Origin of the sequence: Maribellus mangrovi (genome assembly GCF_037646455.1) — a bacterium.
GTDB lineage: Bacteria > Bacteroidota > Bacteroidia > Bacteroidales > Prolixibacteraceae > Draconibacterium > Draconibacterium mangrovi_A.
The window spans coordinates 1,759,530-1,783,349 of the sequence record NZ_JBBIXN010000001.1 but is presented as its reverse complement, the minus strand read 5'-3'; the positions used below and the strand labels follow the sequence as shown (position 1 = coordinate 1,783,349).

Annotated in this window: 16 protein-coding genes; 9 read left to right on the top strand and 7 right to left on the bottom strand. The window is 42.0% G+C overall.

Going from position 1 to position 23,820, the window contains the following annotated elements:
* Window positions 1-275 precede the first annotated feature (275 nt).
* The 5 genes from WFY05_RS06880 to WFY05_RS06860 all read left to right on the top strand — a co-directional run bounded on the left by WFY05_RS06880 (window position 276) and on the right by WFY05_RS06860 (window position 10,561).
* On the top strand, window positions 276-3,212 hold the full coding sequence (locus WFY05_RS06880; protein ID WP_340112029.1) for a SusC/RagA family TonB-linked outer membrane protein: 2,937 nt from the start codon (window positions 276-278) through the stop codon (window positions 3,210-3,212).
* A gap of 19 nt (window positions 3,213-3,231) precedes the next feature.
* Entirely contained in the window at window positions 3,232-4,848 is a 1,617-nt protein-coding gene (locus WFY05_RS06875) for a RagB/SusD family nutrient uptake outer membrane protein (protein WP_340112028.1), read from the top strand.
* 18 nt (window positions 4,849-4,866) lie between these two features.
* Window positions 4,867-5,910 carry a SusE domain-containing protein gene (locus WFY05_RS06870; RefSeq protein ID WP_340112027.1) on the top strand — a complete coding sequence of 348 codons (1,044 nt, stop codon included), beginning with the start codon at window positions 4,867-4,869 and terminating at the stop codon, window positions 5,908-5,910.
* A 4-nt stretch (window positions 5,911-5,914) separates the two neighbouring features.
* Complete coding sequence (locus tag WFY05_RS06865; protein ID WP_340112026.1) at window positions 5,915-7,732, top strand: cadherin repeat domain-containing protein; 1,818 nt, start codon at window positions 5,915-5,917, stop codon at window positions 7,730-7,732.
* 72 nt (window positions 7,733-7,804) lie between these two features.
* Window positions 7,805-10,561: an alpha-amylase family glycosyl hydrolase gene (locus WFY05_RS06860; protein ID WP_340112025.1), complete on the top strand. Its 2,757-nt coding sequence runs from the start codon at window positions 7,805-7,807 to the stop codon at window positions 10,559-10,561.
* 59 nt (window positions 10,562-10,620) lie between these two features.
* On the opposite strand, the gene WFY05_RS06855 is transcribed toward WFY05_RS06860, so the two are convergent.
* From WFY05_RS06855 to WFY05_RS06840, 4 genes are all read right to left on the bottom strand, one after another.
* Window positions 10,621-11,121: a DUF4252 domain-containing protein gene (locus WFY05_RS06855; protein ID WP_340112024.1), complete on the bottom strand. Its 501-nt coding sequence runs from the start codon at window positions 11,119-11,121 to the stop codon at window positions 10,621-10,623.
* Window positions 11,122-11,236: 115 nt separating this feature from the next.
* Window positions 11,237-12,814: a PspC domain-containing protein gene (locus WFY05_RS06850; protein WP_340112023.1), complete on the bottom strand. Its 1,578-nt coding sequence runs from the start codon at window positions 12,812-12,814 to the stop codon at window positions 11,237-11,239.
* Between the two features lie 32 nt (window positions 12,815-12,846).
* The gene (locus WFY05_RS06845) at window positions 12,847-13,179 is read right to left on the bottom strand and encodes a PadR family transcriptional regulator (RefSeq protein ID WP_340112022.1); all 333 of its coding nucleotides are present in this window, start codon (window positions 13,177-13,179) and stop codon (window positions 12,847-12,849) included.
* A gap of 61 nt (window positions 13,180-13,240) precedes the next feature.
* Window positions 13,241-13,669, bottom strand: coding sequence for a hypothetical protein (locus WFY05_RS06840; RefSeq protein ID WP_340112021.1), 429 nt, complete (start codon window positions 13,667-13,669; stop codon window positions 13,241-13,243).
* Between the two features lie 739 nt (window positions 13,670-14,408).
* On the opposite strand from WFY05_RS06840, the gene WFY05_RS06835 reads away from it, so the two are divergent.
* From WFY05_RS06835 to WFY05_RS06820, 4 genes are all read left to right on the top strand, one after another.
* Complete coding sequence (locus WFY05_RS06835) at window positions 14,409-17,678, top strand: TonB-dependent receptor (RefSeq protein WP_340112020.1); 3,270 nt, start codon at window positions 14,409-14,411, stop codon at window positions 17,676-17,678.
* A 67-nt stretch (window positions 17,679-17,745) separates the two neighbouring features.
* Window positions 17,746-19,191, top strand: a complete 1,446-nt coding sequence (locus WFY05_RS06830; protein ID WP_340112019.1) for a BACON domain-containing protein — start codon at window positions 17,746-17,748, stop codon at window positions 19,189-19,191.
* A 154-nt stretch (window positions 19,192-19,345) separates the two neighbouring features.
* A complete protein-coding gene (gene nadA / locus WFY05_RS06825; RefSeq protein ID WP_340112018.1) occupies window positions 19,346-20,338 on the top strand; it encodes a quinolinate synthase NadA in 993 nt (330 codons plus the stop codon).
* Window positions 20,338-20,994, top strand: coding sequence for a class I SAM-dependent DNA methyltransferase (locus tag WFY05_RS06820; RefSeq protein WP_340112017.1), 657 nt, complete (start codon window positions 20,338-20,340; stop codon window positions 20,992-20,994). Before nadA ends, WFY05_RS06820 begins: the two co-directional genes overlap by 1 nt.
* On the opposite strand, the gene WFY05_RS06815 is transcribed toward WFY05_RS06820, so the two are convergent.
* The 3 genes from WFY05_RS06815 to WFY05_RS06805 form a co-directional block, all read right to left on the bottom strand.
* Window positions 20,966-22,612, bottom strand: coding sequence for a S41 family peptidase (locus WFY05_RS06815; protein WP_340112016.1), 1,647 nt, complete (start codon window positions 22,610-22,612; stop codon window positions 20,966-20,968). The genes WFY05_RS06820 and WFY05_RS06815 overlap by 29 nt on opposite strands.
* Window positions 22,613-22,627: 15 nt before the next feature.
* A complete protein-coding gene (locus WFY05_RS06810) occupies window positions 22,628-23,053 on the bottom strand; it encodes a deoxycytidylate deaminase (RefSeq protein WP_340112015.1) in 426 nt (141 codons plus the stop codon).
* A gap of 209 nt (window positions 23,054-23,262) precedes the next feature.
* Window positions 23,263-23,742, bottom strand: coding sequence for an SPOR domain-containing protein (locus WFY05_RS06805; RefSeq protein WP_340112014.1), 480 nt, complete (start codon window positions 23,740-23,742; stop codon window positions 23,263-23,265).
* Window positions 23,743-23,820 lie beyond the last annotated feature (78 nt).

The following is a 23,820-nucleotide window of genomic DNA, read 5'->3' as shown; positions in this document are numbered from 1 at the left end:
CACAATTCGAGCAAATTTCAACGACTTATCCATCCATATTTACACCCAACCAGTAACCACCTGTTTTATAACATGTTGGGCGCAAACGACACCGCAATCGTTTGCAGAAACCGGAGTGTTAAAAAGCCTGAAATTTTATTAACAATTATTATACATTCGCCCCGAGAATTTGAATTTGTTGAATATGAGACGACCTTAAAACCTTGATTTTTTGCCATTTAAAGTTGAAGATTATTTAACTGAAATTTAAAGATCATAAACTAATAAAAATTAACATGAGGATTATTCGTAAAAACCTTAAAGTAGTCTTGTTTTTGGTTGCCATGCTGAGCTTTGGTCTCGGTTATGCGCAGGTGAAAACAATTACTGGTAAAATTACAGACGCTGACAGCGGCGAACCTTTACCTGGTGTGACCATTGTGATAAAAGGTACTACTAATGGTACTATAACTAATTTCGATGGCGAATTCACTATCAAAACAGAGGAGGGACAAACACTTGTATTTTCCTTTATCGGATACACTGGGCAGGAAGTGGTTATCGGAACAAGTAATGTGATCGATCTGCAACTGGCACAGTCCATGGAAAACCTGGAAGAAATCGTGGTTATCGGTTACGGACAGGTGAAAAAGGAAGATGCTACCGGTTCTGTCACTGCTGTTAGCTCCGAAGATTTTAATAAAGGAAATATTACTTCACCACAAGACTTGTTAGTAGGTAAAGCATCAGGTGTTGTAATTACTTCATCAGGTGGTGCTCCCGGAGCGGGATCGACTATTCGTATCCGTGGTGGATCATCTTTGAACGCATCAAACGATCCGCTGATCATTATCGATGGCATTCCAATCGGGAATGGAGCTGTTTCCGGAAGTCCCAACTTCCTATCGTTTGTGAATCCAAACGATATAGAATCGATGACCGTTTTAAAAGATGCATCAGCAACCGCGATTTACGGTTCACGTGCATCCAACGGTGTGATCATAATAACCACTAAGAAAGGGAAAGCCGGTCGTCCGATGCAAATCTCTGCAAATATCAATACCTCGGTTTCAACTCCGGTAAAATACGTTGATGTGTTTTCGGGCGACGAAATGAGGCAAATCGCACACAGTAGGCCAGATCTTTATTCTCCCGAAACCTATGATTTGTTATGGAATGCCAATACCAACTGGCAGGATGAGATTTTCCATACCGCAGTTTCGCAGGATGATAACGTCAGTATTTCAGGTTCGTTTAATGATATCCCTTACCGAGCATCTGTTGGTTATTCCAACCAAAACGGTATCCTAAAAAATACCTTTATGAAAAGGCTGACTGGATCGCTGAGTGTCGACCCAACATTACTCGAAGGCGATCTGAAAGTTAACCTAAATGTAAAAGGAATGACCACAGATAATAACTTTGGCGATTCGGGAGCAATCGGTTCGGCAGTGAGTATGGATCCAACGAAACCTATATACGATGATAGCCAAACCGGATCAGCAGGTTATTTCCAGTGGGAAAATTACGGAGCCAATCTCGGGACTCCAAACCCGGTTGAACAATTAATGGCTGTTGATAATCAGTCTAATGTGAAACGAGTTGTTGCTAATGCACAATTCGATTATAAAATTCCATTCCTGAATGGATTAAGCGCCAACCTTAATTTGGCGACTGATCACTCAAAAGGCGATGGTCACAACAACCGCCCGGAAACATCACCTTCGACGTTAACAGGAGAAACCGTTGGTATGATAAGTACATACTGGTCTGAATACTCTAACGATCTGCTTGATTTCTATCTGAATTATAAATCAGATATCGATGTCATTAACAGTGTTGTTGATATCACCGCCGGTTATTCATGGCAGCATTTCCAGCGCGAAGGTGGAAATTACCGGGAAGGAATCAGCCAACCTGAATCTTCCTACATTTCAGAAAATTACCTGGTTTCGTTTTTTGGCCGTGTAAACTATACACTGGCTGACAAATATCTGGTGACTTTTACACTTCGCGACGACGGTTCTTCTCGTTTCCAGGGCGATAACCAGTGGGGATTGTTCCCATCGGCAGCCTTTGCCTGGAAAATTAAGAACGAAAACTTTCTAAAAGATGTTGATTTTGTTTCAAACCTGAAACTTCGCTTGGGCTGGGGTGTAACCGGACAGCAAAGTGTTGGTTCAGATTATCCTGCACAGGCCACTTATACTTCGTCTTCGGATGGCTCGTGGTACCCGATTAATGGAGAATTTCAACCAACTTTACGTCCGAATGCCTACGATCCCGACATTAAGTGGGAAGAAACGACTACACAAAACATTGGGCTTGATTTCGGTTTCATGGACGACAGAATCATGGGGTCAATAGACGTCTACAAACGTGTTACCGATGACCTCCTGAATACTGTAACCGTTCCCACCGGCAGTAACTTTTCGAATACATTGCTTACCAACGTTGGTAGCCTCGAAAACAAAGGGATTGAACTTTCAATCGACTGGAGGGCCATTTCGAAACAAGATATGTATCTTAATTTCGGATTCAATGTTTCGTACAACGAAAACAAGATTACCAAATTGTTGCTGAACGACGATCCTGATTACATCGGAATACTTTACGGTGGCGCCATGACAGGTGTGATGCAGGTTACCCGCGTTGGTTATCCGGCTTATTCATTCTTTGTAAACAAACAGGTTTATTACCCCGATGGTACACCTATTGAAGGAATGTATGTTGACTTGTCGGGCGAAGGTGGAACCGTGAACGGCGACAACAACGATAAATACATTTATCACAATCCGGTAGCCGACGTGTTAATGGGATTTTCGGGAAGTTTCAGTTATAAGAATTTCGATGCTTCATTCTCATCTCGCGTCAGCCTGGGTAACTACGTTTACAACCAGGTATCTGCCGGTTCATCATACGACCAGATGTACCAGATTGGTTACTGGAAGAATATGCCAAAATACCTCGATGAAACGCAGTTTGTAAAACGCCAGTTCACTACCGACCATTTAGTGAGCAACGCTTCGTTCTTCAAACTCGACAATGCAAGCGTCGGCTACACGCTGGACGGACTAAACGGAAGAATGATTCCACGCATCAGTTTCACTGTTCAAAACGTATTTACAATTACGAAATACGACGGACTCGATCCTGAAGTATCGGGTGGTGTAGATAACAATTTCTACCCGCGTCCTCGCACCTTTATGTTAGGAATTGGATTTACTTACTAACCCTTAAAAATAATTAGCAATGAATAAGTTAAAATCAATATTTATACTGTTACTATCGACCGTGCTGATGACAGCCTGTGTTGATGACTTGGATGTAACCCCGAAAGATCCAGATATAATTATGGCTGGTAACCTTGGAGACGACCCGGCTTATATGCCACAGGTTCTTGGAAAAATTTATGCCAGCTTCATTATTGCAGGTCAGGGAGCAAATGGAGGTGCCGATATTAGTGCATCCGACGAGAACTTCTTTACTACGATGAGGGCACTGTGGAACCTCCAGGAGATTACAACCGATGAAGCCATTTGCGCCTGGGGCGACATAGGTATTGCCGATTTGAATACACAAACCTGGAGTCCGAGTAATCCTTTCCTTACCGCACTTTACCAGCGTCTGGGATTAAGTATTACCTATGCTAACGATTTTATCGCCTTAACCAAAGACGATACAGATCCTCAGGTGGTTCAATACAATGCCGAGGCACGCTTTTTAAGAGCACTGGCTTACTATTGGTTCATGGATCTCTTCGGAAATCCTCCGTATACAACCGAAGAAGATGGAGTAGGTAAATTTTACCCTGAACAAATTCAACGCGCACAATTGTTCGATTATGTATTATCGGAATTAAAAGCTATCGAGGAAATTCTACCCGAGGCCGGCAACGGAACGTACCCACAAGCCGACAAAGGTGCTGTTTGGATGCTTTTAGCCAGAACATATCTGAATGCAGAAGTTTATACCGGAACCGCACATTGGGACGACTGTAAAACGTATTGCAATAAGGTAATTAACAGCGGAGCATATGCTTTAGCCGAAGATTATCGTCAGAACTTTAGTGCCGATAATGATTATCCCACTAATCCCGAGATGATTTTTGCCTGGGAACAAGATGGTGAACATACACAAGGTTATGTTGGAACCACCTTTATTATTGAATCGAGCAGCGATGCAACCTACATTAGGGCAGAAGATTACCACGGTTTAACATCGAACACCAACTGGAATGGTAACCGTGCCCGTATAGATTTCATGAATATTTTAGTGGATACACTGGCTACATACGGCGGCCCGATTGATATGACGGATGTGGAATTCTCGAAAGCCAAAGATAAGCGCACCTTCATGAAAATGAAACTGAGTCTCGATATCCCGAGTGCCTCATCGAGTGGTGATTACGGAATTGGAGTTTATAAATTCACTGCGTTAAATCACGACGGATCGCAACCGGCAAATTACAATGCAGCTTATGCCTGTACCGATTTCCCGATCTTCCGTTTGGCCGATGCTTACCTGATGCGGGCTGAAGCGAATTTCAACATGGGAAATACAAACGAAGCGGTTTCAGACATTAACATTATTCGCGAACGTGCCTACGGAAATACTGATGGAAATATTACTGCCAATGAACTGACGTCACAATTCATTCTCAACGAACGGGGCCGTGAGTTTTACTACGAAGCACAACGCAGAACCGATTTGATTCGTTTTGGTCAATTTACTGATGGCACTTATAACTGGCAATGGAAAGGCGGAGTATTTGATGGTGCTGCTACCAGCAATCACCTCAATCTTTTCCCAATTCCGGGTGATGAAGTTTCGGCCAACAGTAACATTCAACAAAACACTGGTTATTAATCGTAAAAAGCATTAAAAATGAAGAAATTAATTTATATAACTTTTGTTGGGCTACTTGGTATGCTCTTCGCCTGCGAGAAAGACGGCGATCAGATTTTTCTGCCCGAGAACCCAACACCGCCCACCCTTGTTTCGATGCCCGATTTAACCCTAGAAAGAAACAACGGAACTGACATTCTTGAGTTTGTTGGGACACCTGTCGATCCCGGTTTTACAGCTTCAGCCCGGTATTTTCTTGAAGCCTGTGCCACTGGCGACAATTTTACGGATGTAACGCAAATTATGAGTTCTAATGAAGCTACTTCGTTTCAAATTTCAGTAAGCGATTTAAATTCATTGTTGCTGAAGAAATTTCCTGCAGATGAGGTTTCTTCGCTCGACTTTAGAATTCGCTCTCGCCTGGTGGTTGATGCCGGAACCGGTGCTCCCGGTGCCGCCGACGATGCTTTCGAATATATATCGGAAGTGCACACGGCCAGCGTAACCTTGTATGGTTTGCCGCGCCTCGACCTGTTAAACTCAGGCATTGAGCAAAAAATTGAGTCGGCACTTGGAAACGGAGAATATGACGGCTATGTGAAACTCGACGAAAGCATGTCGTTCAACCTGTACGATCCTGACAACGACGTAACATACGGAGGAAGAAATGATGTTTTGGAAGAAAATGGTGCAGCCATTCCTCCTGTTTCTACAGGATGGCACAAACTATCAGTAAACCTGAACGATATGACTTACGAGTTACTCGATTATAGAATCGGGTTGATTGGCGACGCAACACCAAATGGCTGGGATGCTCCGGACCAAAAAATGGAATACGACCCGCAAACCGGACTATGGAGCATTACACTTGACTTGGTAGTGGGTACCGTAAAATTCAGGGTAAACGACGACTGGAGCGGCTCTATTAACCTCGGACTGGGTGATGATGATCATCCGGAATACACCCTGGATAACTTATGGAACAGTGGCAGTAGTCAAAATATTCCAATTGATGAAGCCGGTAATTATACCATCACCTTATCCATTGGAAGTACTTACAGTGCAACAATTACTAAAAACTAAGAAAATGAAACGAAACAGAATATTAACCATATTTGCTTCATTGCTTGTGGCTATTGTCCTATTTTCAGCCTGTACAGAAGATACAGCTGATGTTCGGCTTGAACCAACTCTATCTACAGCAAACACCTTAAATGTTACTTCCGACTCGGCAACAGTTGTTGGTTTTGTAGTTGCAGAAGGTGATGGTTTTACTGAACGTGGCGTTTGTTACAGCACAAGTGAAGGCCCAACCATTGATGGCAACAAAACCATTTACAACGAAGATTCACCCAATGCGACCTTCTACGTCACATTATCGGGACTAAATTACGCTACAAAGTACTATGCCCGGGCTTATGCTACTGGTGAAGCCGGTACCGTTTACGGCGAAGAAGTAAGCTTTACGACCTTGCCGGTTGTACCCTTTCTTACTACAGCTGCAATTACCGATATAACAGGGAATTCGGCTATTGGAGGTGGCGAAGTTACCGGGAATGGGGGTGCTTCGGTTAGTGCCTACGGCCTTTGTTTCGGAACCTCAGAAAATCCGACAGTAGCCGACAGTAAAACTACCGACGGCGAAGGAACCGGTGCATTCGAAAGCATGCTAAGCGAACTTCATGGGAATACCACCTACTATGTGCGGGCATATGCCACAAGCAGTGCCGGAACAGCTTACGGTCAGCAAGTAACCTTTACAACTCTGGTTGATTTACCCAAAGTAACAACTGCTGCGCTTAACGAAATTACTAAAACATCGGCGGTTTCCGGTGGTAACGTCACTGATGATGGCGGTGCCGATATTTCAGCACGCGGTTTAGTTTGGGGATTGAATCCTGAACCAGGCACAGCCGATAATGTAATTGACGGTGGAACAGGGACCGGCGAATTTGTAAGTAACCTTACCGGTTTGGAAACAAACACCACTTACTATGTTCGTGCTTTTGCGACTAACAGCACAGGTACCGCCTTTGGCGAGGAATTGTCATTCACTACGCTCGCCGATATCACTAAATTCTGGGTTGTTGGCGATTACAATGGCTGGGACAACAGCGATAATGCCGAGTTTATCCTTTCTACTATTAACAGTAATGGTTTGGCCGAAGGCTATGTTTGGCTGAAACAAGGCGGTATCAAACTGGTTACCGATCACACTTGGGACGATGCACATACGTTTGGCGATGACGGTTCGGGCGGACTAACCAATCCGGGTAACAACATTTCGGTTCCGGCCGATGGGTATTATCGCATCCGTGCCAACCTGAGCGACATGACTTACTCGCTGACTGAAACAGTTTGGGGAGTAATTGGTGATGCCACAGCAGGAGGCTGGAGTGATCAAACCAATATGACTTATGATACCGAATCCCTGACATTCAGAATAGTAACGCATTTGAGTGAAGCAGGGTCATTTAAATTCAGAGGAACATCTGATTGGGGAATCAACTACGGAAGCGACGATAACGACGGAAAACTGCAACAAGATGGAGCAAATATTCCTGTTGAAGTTGAATCAGACTATGCTATCGTTCTTGATTTGAGCACACCAAATGAGTACTCTTTCATTGCCAATTGTTGGGGCTTGATCGGTGATGCCACTCCGGGTGGATGGGATACCGATACCGACATGACCTGGGATGAAGAGAACAAAGTATTTACTGTTACTTTAGATCTTACTGCCGCTTCTTTTAAGTTCAGAGCCAACAACGGATGGACAGTGAATTTGGGAGGAGATCTGGATAATCTTGTTCAGGATGGTGAGAACATTTCGGTTGCTGAAGCTGGAAACTACACCATTACTTTCGATCCGTGGGCATTGAAAGGTACGATGACTAAAAACTAGTTTAGTTAGATTATAAAAAGGGTTGTCCGTCGACTGATGGACAGCCCTTTTTTTCAAAAAACCTGAAGAATCATGTCAAAAAAAATATACCTGGCCTGGCTTTTTACTTTGTCCATCCTGGCAGCTAACTCACAGGTAACAACAGACCCCGAATTTCCGGTAATCAATAACAGTATAAAAATAATTTTTGATGCCAGTCAGGGCACTGCCGGACTTAAAGACTGCACCGGCGATGTATATGCGCACACCGGAGTCATTACTGACAAGAGCACTTCGGGCAGCGACTGGAAATATGTGATCGCTTCGTGGAACACAAATGTTCCCAAAGCCAAAATGACCAGAACGTCGGCAAACATATATGAACTGCAGGTTACTCCCAACATAACTGATTATTATGGAGTACCCTCATCAGAAAAAATATTGAAAATGGCTTTTGTTTTTCGCAGCGCCGACGGGAGCCGCGAAGGAAAAGCAAGCGGAGGAACAGATATTTTCGTCGATGTTTATGAAGAAGGACCGGTGGTTGAAATTACCGAACCTTCAGGCTCATCCATTCTCGAGATGAATGAAGCAATTTCCTTTATCGCACGATCGTCGGTTAATGCCGATTTGAAACTGTGCCTCGACGAAAACATGCTGGCCCAGAACACCGGAACCCAAATTACTACGGATTATACTTTTACTGCAGGAGGGAATTACTCGCTAATCGCCGAAGCCACTGCCGGTGGTGTTACTGTTTTTGACTCGATGGAAATTTTTGTACGAAACGAAGTTACCATCGAACCTTTACCCACCGGTTACAAAAAAGGTATCAATTACATCGACGACAATACCGCAGCATTGGTGTTGTACGCTCCTCTAAAAGAGTCGGTATTTGTGATCGGCGACTTTAACGACTGGAAATTACAGTCTGAATACCAGATGAAAAAAGACAGCGACACCTTTTGGCTCGAAATCCCTAATCTCCAAAAGGGCAAAGAATATATTTTCCAGTATTTGATTGATGGCGAATTAAAAATTGCCGACCCGTACACCGAAAAAATTGTTGATCCGTGGAACGACCAATACATTCCCGCCAGCGTGTATCCCGGTCTTCTTTCATACCCGACCGGAAAAACAGAAGGAATTGCTGCCGTCCTGCAAACCGGACAGGAGTCTTACAACTGGCAGATAGACGACTTTGAGATGCCCGACAAAAACAAAATGGTGATCTACGAATTATTGGTGCGCGATTTCACCAGCGAGCATTCTTACCAGGCTGTGATCGATAAACTGGACTACCTGGAAGATCTGCGCATCAACGTTCTGGAACTGATGCCGGTAAACGAATTTGAAGGCAATAGCAGTTGGGGTTATAACCCTTCGTTTTACTTTGCCCCTGACAAATACTATGGTCCCAAAAACAAGCTCAAAGAACTGATCGACGAATGTCATCAACGAGGAATTGCCGTGGTATTCGATATGGTTCTCAATCATAGCTACGGACAAAGTCCGTTTGTGCAAATGTATTGGAACAGCAGCAAAAATCAACCCTCTGCCGAAAATCCATGGTACAACGAAGAACATAACTTTCAGAATCCGGATGCGCAATGGGGATACGACTTTAACCACGAAAGTTTATATACAAAAGAGCTGGTGGATTCAATCAACAGTTTCTGGATGAGTGAATACAAGGTAGATGGTTTCCGTTTCGACTTTACAAAAGGTTTTTCCAATACATCCTGGAATTCATCAAGTTGGGGAAGTTCCTACGATGCCTCCCGAATTGCCAATTTAAAACGAATGTCAGACGAAATATGGAAGCAAAAATCAAATGCACTTATCATTTTTGAACATCTTTCTGATAATTCGGAAGAAAAAGAGCTGGCTAATTATGGAATTTTGTTGTGGGGAAATATGAATTATGATTATGCTGAAGCAGCAATGGGATACAGTTCAAATTTCTCCTGGGGTGTGTATTCAAATCGCGGATGGTCGCAGCCAAACCTCGTAACATATATGGAAAGCCATGACGAACAACGTTTGATGTACAAAAACCTGCAATATGGGAATTCGTCAGGCAATTATTCAATTAAACAACTTTCTGTTGCACTGGACAGAATAGAATTAAACTCGGTTTTCTACATTCCAATTCCGGGACCAAAAATGATCTGGCAGTTTGGCGAACGAGGTTATGATATTTCAATTGATGAAGGAGGGCGTTTGGGTGAAAAACCACCACATTGGGAATACCTGGAACAAAGCGATCGTACCGACTTGTATAAGGTAATGGCCAAACTGCATGAGTTGAAACAATGCTACGAGGAATTTGCTCCCGAATCTTATTCGTATAGTCTTAACGGTTATATTAAAAATTACAGGCTTACTTCAGGTGAAAACCATGTGTTTGCTGTGGGAAATTTCGATGTTGTGCCAGCGAATGCCAACCTTACTTTCCCGGAAACCGGAAAGTGGTACGAATTTTTTAGTAGAGATTCAGTTGAATTTTCCAAAAGCGATCAAATCTTAAATCTGGAACCGGGAGAATACCGTTTGTATTCTACCCGAAAATTTGATGATCAGGATGAGATTACTGACATCACAGAAGTTGAGCAAAATGAGCACCGAATAAGCGTTTATCCGAATCCGGCGGAAGATATCCTCAAAATTACTTCTAACAAAATGATCGATAAAGTTGAAGTTTATTCAATGACCGGCCGCCTTATATTTCAGGACAATACTGAAACAAACACTAAAATCCTGAATGTTGATTCGTTCGAACCCAGGATGTACATAGTCCGTACTTTCCAAAATAAGCGAGTTCAGAATAATAAGATAATAGTACGCTAAAAAGTAGGGGCTCAACCAAGTGTTGAGCCCCTACTTTTATAGTATAAATCTTAGCTAATTTATTCCGACATACTTTTCCCGGTAGCTTTTAATCCCTCCAGGTCGTTCACCGTGAAATCGCCGTAAAACGAAACCACAAATTCATTTCCTGCGGGATTTTCGTTATGGACAAAAACATGGCATTCCTGGTATTTCTTTCTTTTACCCAGCAACCAGATTTCCGTGTTCGAGTCGTCATCTTCATCCACGTATTTTTTGTATTGCGAAGGCAGCATCGAAACTGCCTTTTTCATGAATGCTTCACCGCTCATCTCACCTTTTTCCGGATTGTACGATAAAAATCTGATTTTATGCAAATCGCCGCTCACGTTTTTTTCGTCGCCATCATCACCCAGATCGATGTTAAAAGCGTCGGTCATTTCTTTGGTGAACGTAAAAATGGTTACGCCGTCTTTGTTATCGAAAGCATCGTAAATTTTATCGGCTTTGCTTTGTGCCGAAGTCAGCAAACTGGCCAGCAGCAACCCAAGCGCAAAGAAAAGTGTTGTTAATGTTTTCATGTGTACTGAATTTAAACGTAAAGTTTTATAACACGAAGACGCGAAACTTTCAAATAAATTACATCAATTGTTAGCTTTGTGTCTTCGTGCTTCTGTTTTCGTATTGTCTTCTGATTTAATTGTTTTCTTTTAAAGTCAGTCCTTCGGGCTTCATTTCCCAGAATTTTCCAATCATGTCGCGATCCCAGGTATTCGAAGTATTTTCAATGTCGTGAATGATCTCCTGCATTCCTTCACCCAGATAAATTGCTTTACCTTCGGGTACTTTCACTGTAATATACACCTCCTGGTTACGCCATTTATCGTTATCGCCCAGGAAGAAATACGGATCGAACACTACCGTTGAGTCGGTAAGCGTATAATTATAAACTATTTGCTGACTGTTTTCTTTGGCTTCGTCTCTCGATTTGCCGCGGGAAATTCCTTTAACCGTTATAGAAAACTCGTCGGAATTCGAACGAATTACATCCAATTCAGGCTCGCCAACAAACACCTCTTCGCCATCGACCATGTACACATTGAATCCTTCGATATCCCAATCCAGCTCAGCATAATCTTCGTATTTGTTTTCAGCAATATTAAGGTAGAGTGTCTGGCACGAATCGCAATCAATTACTTTGCTGGTGGTCACTGACGAACGGTCTTTAAAATGTTTTACCTGTGCAGCAGAAACTGAAAGCAGAACTATTAGCGATACAAACCAAACTCCGATCATACTTAAAATAATAGCGGCATTGTTCGATTTGTAACGGAACACCAGTTTGGTTCCCGCATAGAGCATGGCCAGCAAGGGAATTCCTACAAGAACACCAACCAGTACAAGACCAAGTGTTACTGTTCCCGGTTCAACAAAATAGTTAAGGAAATCAGGCACATACACTTCCGGACTCCAGAGCATTGGCCAGCTTGAAACAAATGATTGACCGATCACCATGGAAGAAATGAGTCCCAGTAATCCAAAGAAACCGGAGATCAGTAATATAACTCCAAAAATTATTACAAAGATTTTCAGGATAACCTTCACGATATTAAAAGCTACATCGCCGGCTCCTTCCATCGATTTTTTACCTTTCGAATAGGTGTCAGATTCTTTGAATTTCTTATAGCTTTCTTTTACTTCTTTTACTTCTTCTTTTATCGATTTCTCGATGTTTTTCACGGTTGCTTCCTGGCCGCGCATTTCGAGACGCTGTGCGGTGTTCCTGGCTTTAGGTACGGCAATCCATAAAATCAGGTAAGCCAATCCGGCTGCTCCCGATGTTATAAAGAAAAGGACCACAAATATGATACGAAGGATCACAGGATCCATTCCAAAATAAGCGCTCAATCCGCCACAAACACCACCTAAAACACGGTGGTCAGGATCGCGGTACAAGCGTCTTTTCCTTTTGGCTTCCGAAGCAATGCTTTCTTCTTCATCTTCGCCTTCTTCCTCGGCAAAATCCTCGGGAGTACCCATGGTTTTTATAACGTCGTTCACCCATTCTACGGTAATTACTTTTTTATCGTCGCTGGTTTTCGAGCTGAAAATCTCAGCAATTCGGGCTTCAATATCGGCAATGATTTCTTTTCCTTCTTCATCGCTTCCAAAATGATTTTTCAGGTTGATCAAATACTTCTGAAGTACTTCATACGCATCATCTTCGATGTGAAAAATCGTACCGCTTATATTAATTGTAAATGTCTTCTTCATCTTGTCTTTTGTTAGAAATTGAGTGGTTCTGTTTACGCCTTATTGGTTTTTATGGTATCAACGGCTACTACCAGTTCGCTCCACGAGCCTTCGAGTTCAACGAGGAAACTTCGGCCGGTATCGGTCAGTTCATAGTATTTCCTTGGCGGTCCCTGGGTCGATTCTTCCCAGCGGTAGGCTAACAACCCGGCGTTTTTCAGGCGGGTAAGAAGCGGGTAGAGCGTTCCTTCAACAACGATCATTTTTGCAGCTTTTAAAGCTTCAATGATATCGCTGGCGTAAAGTGGTTTGCCATCCAGAACGAGCAGAATACAGTATTCCAGTACCCCCTTCCGCATTTGTGCTTTTGTGTTTTCAATCTTCATTATTTGTCCCTCTTTAAATCCTTTAATTTTGTTCCCGTTCTCTGTGTTCTCGCGGTCTCAATTAAAAACTCCAAACCGCATCCGAAACCATCCATGCTTCAAGAGCAAGTGCAGGATCGGTTTCAGCCGCCCTTTGAAATAAGTATTGATCCATCATCCAGGGTTCCAACTCCAGGGCTACTTCGGCTACTTCGCTAATTTCAAGGTTGTAAACAGCGAAGTTGGCTTCATTGGTCATCCATGGCTCCATTTCAAGATCGCTTTCTGTTTCTGTTTCCATCAGCATATCAACAGCAGAAAAAGTAGAACTGCTCTCAACTGCCGGCGCTTCGGTGTCTGCCATAATCATGGCAATATGACCGAAACTACTGTTTTCCAGAAATCGTTTCCAAAATTCCTGCGCACTTACTGTATAGCTTATCAATACAAAACTTACAACTACTGCGGCAAATCTCAGAACTGCTTTTTGAACATTGTTTTTTGTTTTCATGACTCTTGTTTTTCGTTTTTCTATTGTTTTTTGTTTTCCGTCTTACGCTTTTAAGACGTGGCTTTTTTGCTTTCGTTACAAACTATAAAGAACTTTTCTTAAAAAACTACTAAGTTTTACATCGTTGTTTGCATTACAAATATATATTCTTTTGTTAGTACCATGCAACACATAGTACCATATTTCTTTTAATGAAACCGAAAATAATATGCATTTGTTGCTGATTTACTGCAAATTAACTCATAATAAAAATTTGAAAAAATTTTAGGTATTTTTTGAGGCGCAATAGTCTATTTAACAATAAAGCCGAAAATGAAAAATACAAGAAAGTTCTTTAATCGCTAAAAAGTGTTTATAAGTGTTTGAAAAATTGTTTAAAACTATACCATTTTGTTTAACAACTAAAACAACATTCGTGTGTTAAAACTAGTCGCTAAACATTAATTTTAAAGCTATTAATCTATAACGCCCCAGGGGATAAATGAGAAACAATAATTTAACCTGTAGTTAATATAAGTTAAAAAAATAAAAGTTTCTTTTGCCTGAAATTTGGAGCTGAATATCGGGAATGTTAATGATAAAAAGTAAACACATCATTTCGAGATTTGGTCAAGTCATTCAAACTACACCCACGGTGTGGAGTCTACCTTTAAACTTCAATCCGCTCTGATGAACTCAAACATTAAAACTGAAATTTTATTTATTCAATATTTATTCTTTAATCCAAATCAAAAGTTTTATGAAAAGATTTAGAATTTTTGTAGGTGTGGTATTGTTTCTTACAATTATCATCTCACAAGTTCAAGCGCAGGTAACCACATCCAGCATGAGTGGACGCGTTACTGATGCTGACGGAGCTGTAATAGGTGCAACGGTGATTGCTACCCACACTCCTTCAGGAACAACCTATGGTACTGTAACCAACGTGGAGGGCCGATTCAACCTAAACGGTATGCGTGTAGGCGGACCTTATACTGTAAAAGTTACTTTCATAGGATATGGTGCATATACCCAGAACAACATTACGTTGAGCTTAGGTGAAAACTATGTAATGAATGTTGTACTCTCAGAAGAAACAACATCATTAGATGAAATTCTGGTTACTGCAACCCGCACAAAATTCTCTAATGAGAAAACCGGAGCAGTGACCAATATCAACAACGAGCAGATAGCTAATTTACCCACAGTGAATCGAAGTATTTCAGACATTACACGCCTGTCTCCATACGGTGGCAATGGGATGAGCTTTGCCGGTTCAGATGGTCGTACGGCTAACTTTACTGTGGATGGAGCTAATTTCAACAATAACTTCGGTTTGAGTGATGCGCTTCCCGGTGGAGGTAACCCAATTTCTATTGAGGCTATCGAAGAATTACAGGTTGTAATCGCTCCATATGATGTTCGTCAAACGAATTTTATTGGTGGTGGTGTAAACGCGATTACAAAATCCGGTACAAATACATTCAAAGGTAGCGCTTACGTTTATCACAAAAATGAAAACATGCGCGGAGATGCGGTTAATGGTCAAGTAATCGCAGGAGCACGTGAAAAAGACCGTAATACAACATACGGTTTCACTTTAGGTGGTCCGATTATCGAAAATAAATTGTTCTTCTTCGTAAACGCTGAAATGTCGGAAACACCAACAGTTGCTAATCGTTGGAGAGCTTCAACTGATGGTGTCGCTGATCCAGACAATTATATTTCCCGCACAACAGAAAGCGATCTTCAGACAGTGTCTGATTTTGTGAAAAGTAAATATGGATATGAAACGGGATCATTTACAAGTTTCCCTGCAGATGAAAGCAACAAAAAACTTCTTGCTCGTCTGGATTGGAACATCACAGACAAACATCGTTTAGCATTACGTTATAACTACACGAAGAACGCTTCATGGAGATCTCCGAATGCTTCTTCCATGGATGCTGGTACTCGTATGTCAGAAGCAAGAATGTCACAGGCTTCAATGTCATATGCCAACTCGATGTATTCGATGGACAATCTTGTTCACTCCTTCTCTTTTGACTTAAATAGTCGTTTATCGGATAACATCTCTAACCAATTCCTGGCAACATACTCCAAGCTTGACGATATTCGTGGAACAAATTCTAACGAATTTCCTTTTATCGACATTTTGAAAGACGGTCAGGCATACCTTTCTTTAGGTTACGAGTTATTTACCTGGAACAACGGTGTTCACAATAACGTAGTGAACATTAAAGATGAGATGACCTTTTATTTAGGTAATCATAAAATTGTTGGCGGAGTTGCTTTTGAGTATAAGATGGCTGATAACTCTTATATGCGAAACGGTACAGGATACTATCGCTACACAAGTCTTGACGACTTCCTGAACGAAGGAACACCTGAAATTGTAAACTTAACTTATGGTTATGACGGAGAGAGCAACCCTGCAGCTCGCATAAGAACAAACAAAATCGGAGTTTACGGGCAAGATGACTGGAGCATTACTGAAAATTTCAAACTGTCGTATGGACTTCGTATTGATGGGCTTTTCTTCAACAATAGTGACCTGATAACAAACAATGCTATCGCTGCTATTGATTATAACGGTCGTAATATCGATACAGGAAAATGGCCTGATGCGAATATCATATTCTCTCCTCGCATAGGTTTTGTTTGGGATGCATTTGGTGATAAGAGCTTGAAAGTTCGTGGAGGTACCGGTCTTTTCTCCGGTAACTTACCACTTGTATTCTTCACTAACATGCCAACCAATGGCGGTATGGTTCAATACCAGGCGCAAATAAATGAAAGAAATGCTGCAAATAATGGTTTCACAATGGATGAGTTTGCCGGAGGTCTGGTAACCGATGCTAACGGAAATGCTAACATTGCTGGACTTTACGATAAGTTAATATCATTGGGATATCCTTCAACCATTTCTCCGGAAGATGGAACAGTTCCTTCTGCTATTGCGGCTGTAGATCCTAATTTCAAAATGCCGCAGGTATGGAAATCGTCACTTGCTGTTGACTACGCATTCCAAACATCATTCCCACTCTCTGTATCAGTAGAAGGGATTTACAATAAAACAATAAACGGCGTTTCAATTTCCGACTGGAGTATTCCCAATGTTGGTGGTTTCGCCCGTTTCAATGGTGTTGACAACCGTCCAATTTATCCTGCCGGTTATCGTACCGCCACCAAGGCCTTTGTATTGGAAAACACAGACCGTGGCTATGGTTGGTCGGGCAACATCACCCTTAATGCCAAACCAGCAGACTGGATCAGCTTGATGGCTGCTTATACACATACAGTTGCTAAAGATGTAACAGGAATGCCTGGATCTAATGCTGAATCTGCATTTACATACGTTCCAACTGTTGAAGGTCCTAACAACATTAAATTGCACAATTCTCAATACACCACACCGGATCGTCTTATAGCATCACTTACTGCTCACGATAATGGAGGTAACCACTATAGTATCATCTATGAAGGATGGCGCGGTGGATATAAATATTCATACATGACAGTTAACGATATCAATAGCGACGGTTATAACTACGATGCGATCTATGTTCCAACTGACGATGAAGTGGCTAGCAATGAGTTCCGCTTTGTTTCAGCAGACGATCAAACTCGTTTTATGGACTATGTGCATTCCGACGATTATTTGAAAGATCAACAAGGCAAGTATGCAGAAGCCTATAGCGTTTACTCACCATGGGTACATCGCGTTGACTTAGGGTACAAACATGATTTTTCTCTTAAAACAGGTAATAGCCAACACAAACTGCAACTCAGCCTTGATATCAAAAACGTGATGAACCTGTTCAACTCCAGTTGGGGTGTAAGCAAATATTTGAATCCGGAAATTGGTTCAGAAGCTCGTATCCTCAAATACGAAGGAGTTGATGCTGATGGTGTGGCTACGTTCTCTACACCTGCTTCAATCCATGGCGATACCAAAACATTCACACCCAACTACTCATTGGGTCAAACCTGGTATGCATTAATCGGTATCAAGTATATTTTTAACTAATTAAAAAGCACTGACAATTATGAAATTAAAAAACATATTTCCATTTCTCATTGCAATACTTGCCTTGATGACAAGTTGTACAGATGAAGAAACAGTGACATTGCTTGATGAAATTCAAGTATCGTCGTCTTACGTGTCCATCCCTGTGGATGGTGGTTCTACCGACATTACAGTAACAGCTAAAGATAGCTGGACAGTAGAAAATAATGTAGAATGGTTGACTATCTCTTCAAGTTCTGGCGGTGCCGGTGAATCAACACTTACATTTTCGGCTCAATCTGCCGTAGATGGTCGCACCGCAGAGGTAAGAATTCAATGTGGAAATGCAACACAGCGAATAAATATTATCCAGGGTTTGGCCACAATTTCATCTGCCACATGTGCCGATGTAATTGCAGGACCTGATAGCAAGACCTATCAGGTAACCGGAGTTTGTACAGCAATAACCAACACACTTTACGGCAACTGGTATTTGGAGGATGAAACAGGTTCTATTTATATATATGGTACTCTTGACTCGAAGGGTGGAGAGAAAAACTTCTTAAGTTGGGGACTTGAGGTAGGTGATGAAATTACTGTTCAGGGACCCAAAACTACTTACAATGGAACTGTAGAGTTGGTAAATGTAACAGTTATCAGTATCAATAAATCACTTGTGAAAGTTGATTCGGTAGCAAACGCACAGCTACCTCTTGAAGGTGGTGAATTTACAGCCTACCTTACCTGCAAAGGACAAGGCGTTTCTGTTGAAATTCCTGATGATGCCAAGTCGTGGTTATCAATTTCTTCTATCCAATCAGCAGGAACAAATTCTGTTGTGAAATTCAAAGCTGACGCTAATACCGGTGGAGATCGTGAAACTACGCTCACGTTCAAAACTACTGATGGATCTAAAATCTATAGTGCGCAAACAATGCTGAGCCAAACTGGAGCGATCATTGATGCAACCATTGCTGAATTCCTTGCAGCTGAAGTTGGTAATACACAATATCGTTTAACAGGTGCTATTACCAGTATTGTCAATGATAAATATGGCAATTTATACCTGCGAGATTTCTCCGGCGAAACTTTTGTTTATGGCATTGAGGATTTCCAGGACAAAGGATTAAAAGAGGGTGACATTATTACAATTGTTGGAAAACGAGCCGCATATAACGGAAGCCCACAAGTTGGCGATGCTGTATTGGAGAATGTTATTCCTGTAACTACAGCTACAGTTGCAGAGGTGCTGGCTAAACCTGACGACGCAGATACATACTTTATGGTAACCGGTCAAATTACATCGATTACCAGTGATACATATGGTAATCTTTATTTGAAAGACGATAGCGGTGAAATATACGCATATGGTTGTTATCCGGGTTGGGGTGCAACCGGCGATGATAGAAAATATTTGTTAGCCGACAAAGGCATAAAAGTGGGTGATACACTAACCATGATTGCAGCAAAGGGTTCATATAATGGATCACCTCAGCTTTCACATGGTTTTTATTTCAGCCACGTAAGTAATTAATATTCGTACATTATTAATTTAATGGAGTAGATAAGAAAGCCGCCCAGTGCGGCTTTTTTTATGCTTCGAAACCAAACATTTACAAACTACTGCTGTTTTTTTTAAAGGAATTTATAATTTTGCGCCCTGTTTATCAGGGAAATTCAGGGAAAAAATGGAACAGCTACAGATAGATCAAATGTTGGAAGAGAAAGGTTACATCGATGAAGCGATAGATCCTTCGGTGAAACTGGTGGAGGAGATTACCCGGCTGAAAAAAGAAAAAAATGCAGTTATTCTAAGTCACTTTTATGTTGACGGACCTCTGCAGGACATTGCCGATTTTGTAGGCGACAGCCTGGGGCTTGCGCAGGCAGCTGCCGAAACCGATGCCGATTTGATTGTTTTTGTCGGTGTTCATTTTATGGCCGAAACAGCCAAGATCATCAATCCGAATAAAAAGGTTATCCTTCCCGACCTGAAAGCCAGCTGTTCGTTGGCCGAATCGGCTCCGGCTGATAAGTTTGCCGAATTTAAAACGCAGTATCCCGACCACAAGGTCATTACCTATGTAAATGCCACTGCTGCACTCAAAACCATGTCGGACATTGTATGTACTTCGGCCAATGCCGCTAAAATCGTGGAAAGTTTCCCAAAGAATGAGAAACTGATTTTTGCGCCGGACAAAAACCTTGGTAACTACATTAACAGCATCACCGGTCGTAACATGGTACTTTGGGACGGAGCATGCATGGTGCACGAACAATATTCCGTAGAAAAGATCGTGGATTTGATGGAGCAATACCCCGATGCTGAGTTTATCGCTCATCCCGAATGTGAAAAGCCTGTGCTTCTGCTTGCCAAACACATTGGATCGACCACTGCCCTGCTGAATTACGTTCAGAAAAGTAAAGCACAAAAGTTTATTGTGGCTACCGAAAGCGGCATCCTTCACCAAATGACAAAGGCTTGCCCCGATAAGACCTTTATTCCTGCGCCATCGAACGATTCAACCTGCGCCTGCAACGACTGCTCGTACATGAAGCTGAACAGTCTGCAGAAGCTGTATGTCTGCCTGAAGCATGAACAACCCGAGGTAACACTTCCAAAGGATGTAATTGAAAAAGGCCAGGTACCGATAAAACGAATGCTGGAAATTTCGAAATAATGCCGGGCAAAAACCTTAAGCTGGCCGATGATTTTGCAGCCGATTACGATGCATCCGTACTTCAGAATAACTGGATCGGGCCTAAGGTAATATTCGATTTAGTTAAACCACATTTAAATAAACCTTCGAGCACACTAGATCTGGGGATTGGCACCGGAGAAAGTGCAAGCCCCTTTGCTTTGGCTGGGCATAAAATCACTGGACTCGATGGATCGGAGAAAATGCTGGAACAATGCCGGCAAAAGAAAATTGGTGATGAGCTTGTACTTCACAATCTTGAGGTTGTTCCATTTCCACTGACATCAAACAATTTCGACGCCGTAATTTCAAACGGAGTTTTTCACCTAATCCATCCTATAACGCCTTTATTTTCAGAAGTACAGCGGATTTTAAAACCCAACGGAATTTTTGCTTTCAGTTACGAAGCTTTCGACCATATTGAAGGATCAACACAAGTTGAACCCGGTGTGTGGGAAAAAGAAACCGAAACGGGCGTGCTGACCTACACACACGAAAAAACATACATCAGAAAATTGCTACGGGATAATCAATTTGAAGTAATCGATCAAAGCCAGTTTCTTGCCTTCGTAAACAAGAAAAGCAATACCAAATTCTATTTCGAGGCCGTTATGGCAAGATTGAAACCGAATCGGTAGCCACCACATTCTGCACAAGCAGATCTTCACGCGAAATATCGATGGTCCTCAGTAGTGTTTTATCAATTTGTTTAATGATGGGATAAAAACCTTCTTCTCCGATAATATTTCGGGCAATGTAAGCTTTCAATTGTGTTTTAATAATTTGTCCCGATTCACTGATTCCGGAAGCATCTTTCGTAACGCCTTTTTCTTCGGCGTAATCCACAAATTCACCCATTGCATTTTGTTTATCAAGGTAAGCATTTATCTCATCAGCTTTGGTGAATGCCGAAAGCTCTTCACGGTGCTGATCGGCATAAGCATAAGCAAATGTATAAATCAAGCCGCGACGATAAATTTTATTGAAATATTCGGAATTACCCGCGGTATCGACAGGCACAAAAAAGTCAGGCATTATACCGCCACCGCCATAAACCACACGGCCACCCTTGGTTTCGTATTTCAGCGAATCGATAAAATGAATGCTGTCGGCCACGAGTTGCTCCATGTTGTGGAAGCGTTCGTAAATGTGGTTGTAATATTCGTCGTTACCATCTTCGTATGAACTTTGAATACAACGCCCGCTTGGTGTATAAAATCGTGCAACTGTTAATCGCAGCGCCGATCCGTCCATAAGCGGTATTTGCTCCTGAACAAGGCCCTTCCCAAACGAACGACGCCCGATAACAAGACCGCGGTCGTTATCCTGCATGGCACCTGCAAAAATCTCGCTTGCCGATGCCGAGAATTCATCGATCATTACATAAACGCCCAAATCACCAAAACTTGTCCGCGACGATGCGTTGTATGTTTTACGTGCCTGATGAGATCCTTCAGTATATAAGATCGGTTCGCCGGCCTGCAAAAATTCATCCACCATTTGCAGCACGCCAACCAACGATCCACCCGGGTTGTTTCGCAAGTCGATGATCACCTTTTCAGCTCCGGCATCCTGAAGTTTTTTCATGCCTTTCATAAACTCCATATAAGTTGTATTGGCAAAACGACTGACTTTTATAAATCCGGTTTTATTGTCGATCATATAAGCCACATCAACACTGTAAATCGGGATATCACCACGTGTAATTTCAAAATCCAGTTCTCCATCGTATCCTTTTCTTATCACACCAACATTAACCTTGGTGTTTTTCTGGCCACGAAGCAAAGTAAGCACAGTATTGTTCGAAACATCAACTCCGGCGATTATCGAATCATTAACGGTAACAATTCGGTCTCCGGGAAGGATCCCCACCTGACTCGAAGGGCCTCCTGAAATCACCTCCACCACGCGTACAGTATCTTCCATGATCGAGAATTGAACGCCGATTCCGGAGAAATTTCCCTCCATTTCTTCCTGCACTTCCTGCATATCGCGCGCCGGAATATAACTGGTGTGCGGATCAAGATTTTTAAGGATCTCAGGTATGGTTTCTTCAATAATGTCACTTGTATTTACACTGTCGACGTAACCCTGATCTACCAATTCGAGAATCGTGGCTAACTTATTCGGGTGCGAGAAATTCATCCCGCTAAAAACGGGACTCGCATTCTTTTTCATCATGTTCCCAACCAGCATCCCGATGGCGATCGAAATGGCGATGAGAATTGGAAGTAGTATGACTGTTTTCTTGTTCATTGCTTTCTTTTCTGATTAAATATCCACTTGTTTCACCTCTATACCTGCCCGTTTCAACAGGTTGATCCCGTCTTCAATTCGGTAATTTTCGGTAAAAACAACGCGCTTAATCCCGGCTTGAATGATAAGTTTTGAGCATTCCATACAGGGCGACGAAGTAACGTACAAAGTAGATCCATCGCTGCTATTGCCCGATTTTGCGACCTTGGTAATGGCATTTGCTTCGGCATGTAAAACATACGGCTTGGTTACGTTATTGTCGTCTTCGCAAATATTTTCGAAACCCGACGGTGTACCGTTGTAACCATCCGAAATGATCATTTTCTCTTTAACGATCAATGCTCCAACCTGCCGGCGTTTACAATAAGAATTCTGTGCCCAGATGTCGGCCATCTTCAGATAGCGTTGATCGAGTAAACGTTGTTTTTCATCCATTGCCATGATTCGTGTTGTCTTTAATAGGTATCCTCTTTTTAAACGGATTACAAAATTAGCATTGATTTTTAATTATCGTACCTATTATAACGCGCTGAGCCAGTCAGTGTTTGATTTTAAAGTTTTTTAAGTGATTTACGCACGTGTTTCAAGAACACAGAAACAAAAAACGCCGCTAAAAGCGGCGTCAAAAATTCAAGTAATCCTGTATAGAATTATTCCTTAATTAATAGCCAAACATCGGAATATTTTTCGAAAGATTGTCTGATCTGTGCTACCCTGCCACGGGCCTCAGATTCGTTTTTGTAAGAATTGACGCAAACGCGGTAATAACCTGTTTCGCTGTGCAGGATGATCGGCGTAAATCCTTCATCGAGCAAAGTTGTCCGGTAATTTTTTGCGTTCTCCAACTGGCTGAACGAACCGATGATCACAAAATAGGTGTTTCCTTCGTTTTTCACCTTATCTTGCTGTTCGGTAAACGAAACCTGCTCTTTCCGAATAGCAATAGGTTTTTCTTCCACTACGGGTTGGGCCGGTTTTTCAACCTCCGTTGTTTCCGAACCTGGAACCTTAAATACTTTTGTTTGTACAGTATTATCGGAGGTGTATTCCGACTGAGCCGGTTGCTTTATGGTTTTACACGCAGAAAATACTACAATAAAAGCTGCTAATACAAATGTTATCCTGTTCATCTGTTTAATTTTTTCAGTCATTGAACTCAGCGAATATACACAGAAAGCCTGCGTACTTCTGATGAAAAGAACGCAAGT

Coding starts and splice junctions, on each gene's coding strand:
- WFY05_RS06820 (WP_340112017.1), top strand. CDS start 20,338: ATGCCGGGCAAAAACCTTAAGCTGGCCGATGATTTTGCAGCCGATTAC.
- WFY05_RS06840 (WP_340112021.1), bottom strand. CDS start 13,669: ATGAAAACAAAAAACAATGTTCAAAAAGCAGTTCTGAGATTTGCCGCA.
- WFY05_RS06810 (WP_340112015.1), bottom strand. CDS start 23,053: ATGGCAATGGATGAAAAACAACGTTTACTCGATCAACGCTATCTGAAG.
- WFY05_RS06850 (WP_340112023.1), bottom strand. CDS start 12,814: ATGAAGAAGACATTTACAATTAATATAAGCGGTACGATTTTTCACATC.
- WFY05_RS06875 (WP_340112028.1), top strand. CDS start 3,232: ATGAATAAGTTAAAATCAATATTTATACTGTTACTATCGACCGTGCTG.
- WFY05_RS06835 (WP_340112020.1), top strand. CDS start 14,409: ATGAAAAGATTTAGAATTTTTGTAGGTGTGGTATTGTTTCTTACAATT.
- WFY05_RS06845 (WP_340112022.1), bottom strand. CDS start 13,179: ATGAAGATTGAAAACACAAAAGCACAAATGCGGAAGGGGGTACTGGAA.
- nadA (WP_340112018.1), top strand. CDS start 19,346: ATGGAACAGCTACAGATAGATCAAATGTTGGAAGAGAAAGGTTACATC.
- WFY05_RS06805 (WP_340112014.1), bottom strand. CDS start 23,742: ATGAACAGGATAACATTTGTATTAGCAGCTTTTATTGTAGTATTTTCT.
- WFY05_RS06830 (WP_340112019.1), top strand. CDS start 17,746: ATGACAAGTTGTACAGATGAAGAAACAGTGACATTGCTTGATGAAATT.
- WFY05_RS06870 (WP_340112027.1), top strand. CDS start 4,867: ATGAAGAAATTAATTTATATAACTTTTGTTGGGCTACTTGGTATGCTC.
- WFY05_RS06815 (WP_340112016.1), bottom strand. CDS start 22,612: ATGAACAAGAAAACAGTCATACTACTTCCAATTCTCATCGCCATTTCG.
- WFY05_RS06860 (WP_340112025.1), top strand. CDS start 7,805: ATGTCAAAAAAAATATACCTGGCCTGGCTTTTTACTTTGTCCATCCTG.
- WFY05_RS06855 (WP_340112024.1), bottom strand. CDS start 11,121: ATGAAAACATTAACAACACTTTTCTTTGCGCTTGGGTTGCTGCTGGCC.
- WFY05_RS06880 (WP_340112029.1), top strand. CDS start 276: ATGAGGATTATTCGTAAAAACCTTAAAGTAGTCTTGTTTTTGGTTGCC.
- WFY05_RS06865 (WP_340112026.1), top strand. CDS start 5,915: ATGAAACGAAACAGAATATTAACCATATTTGCTTCATTGCTTGTGGCT.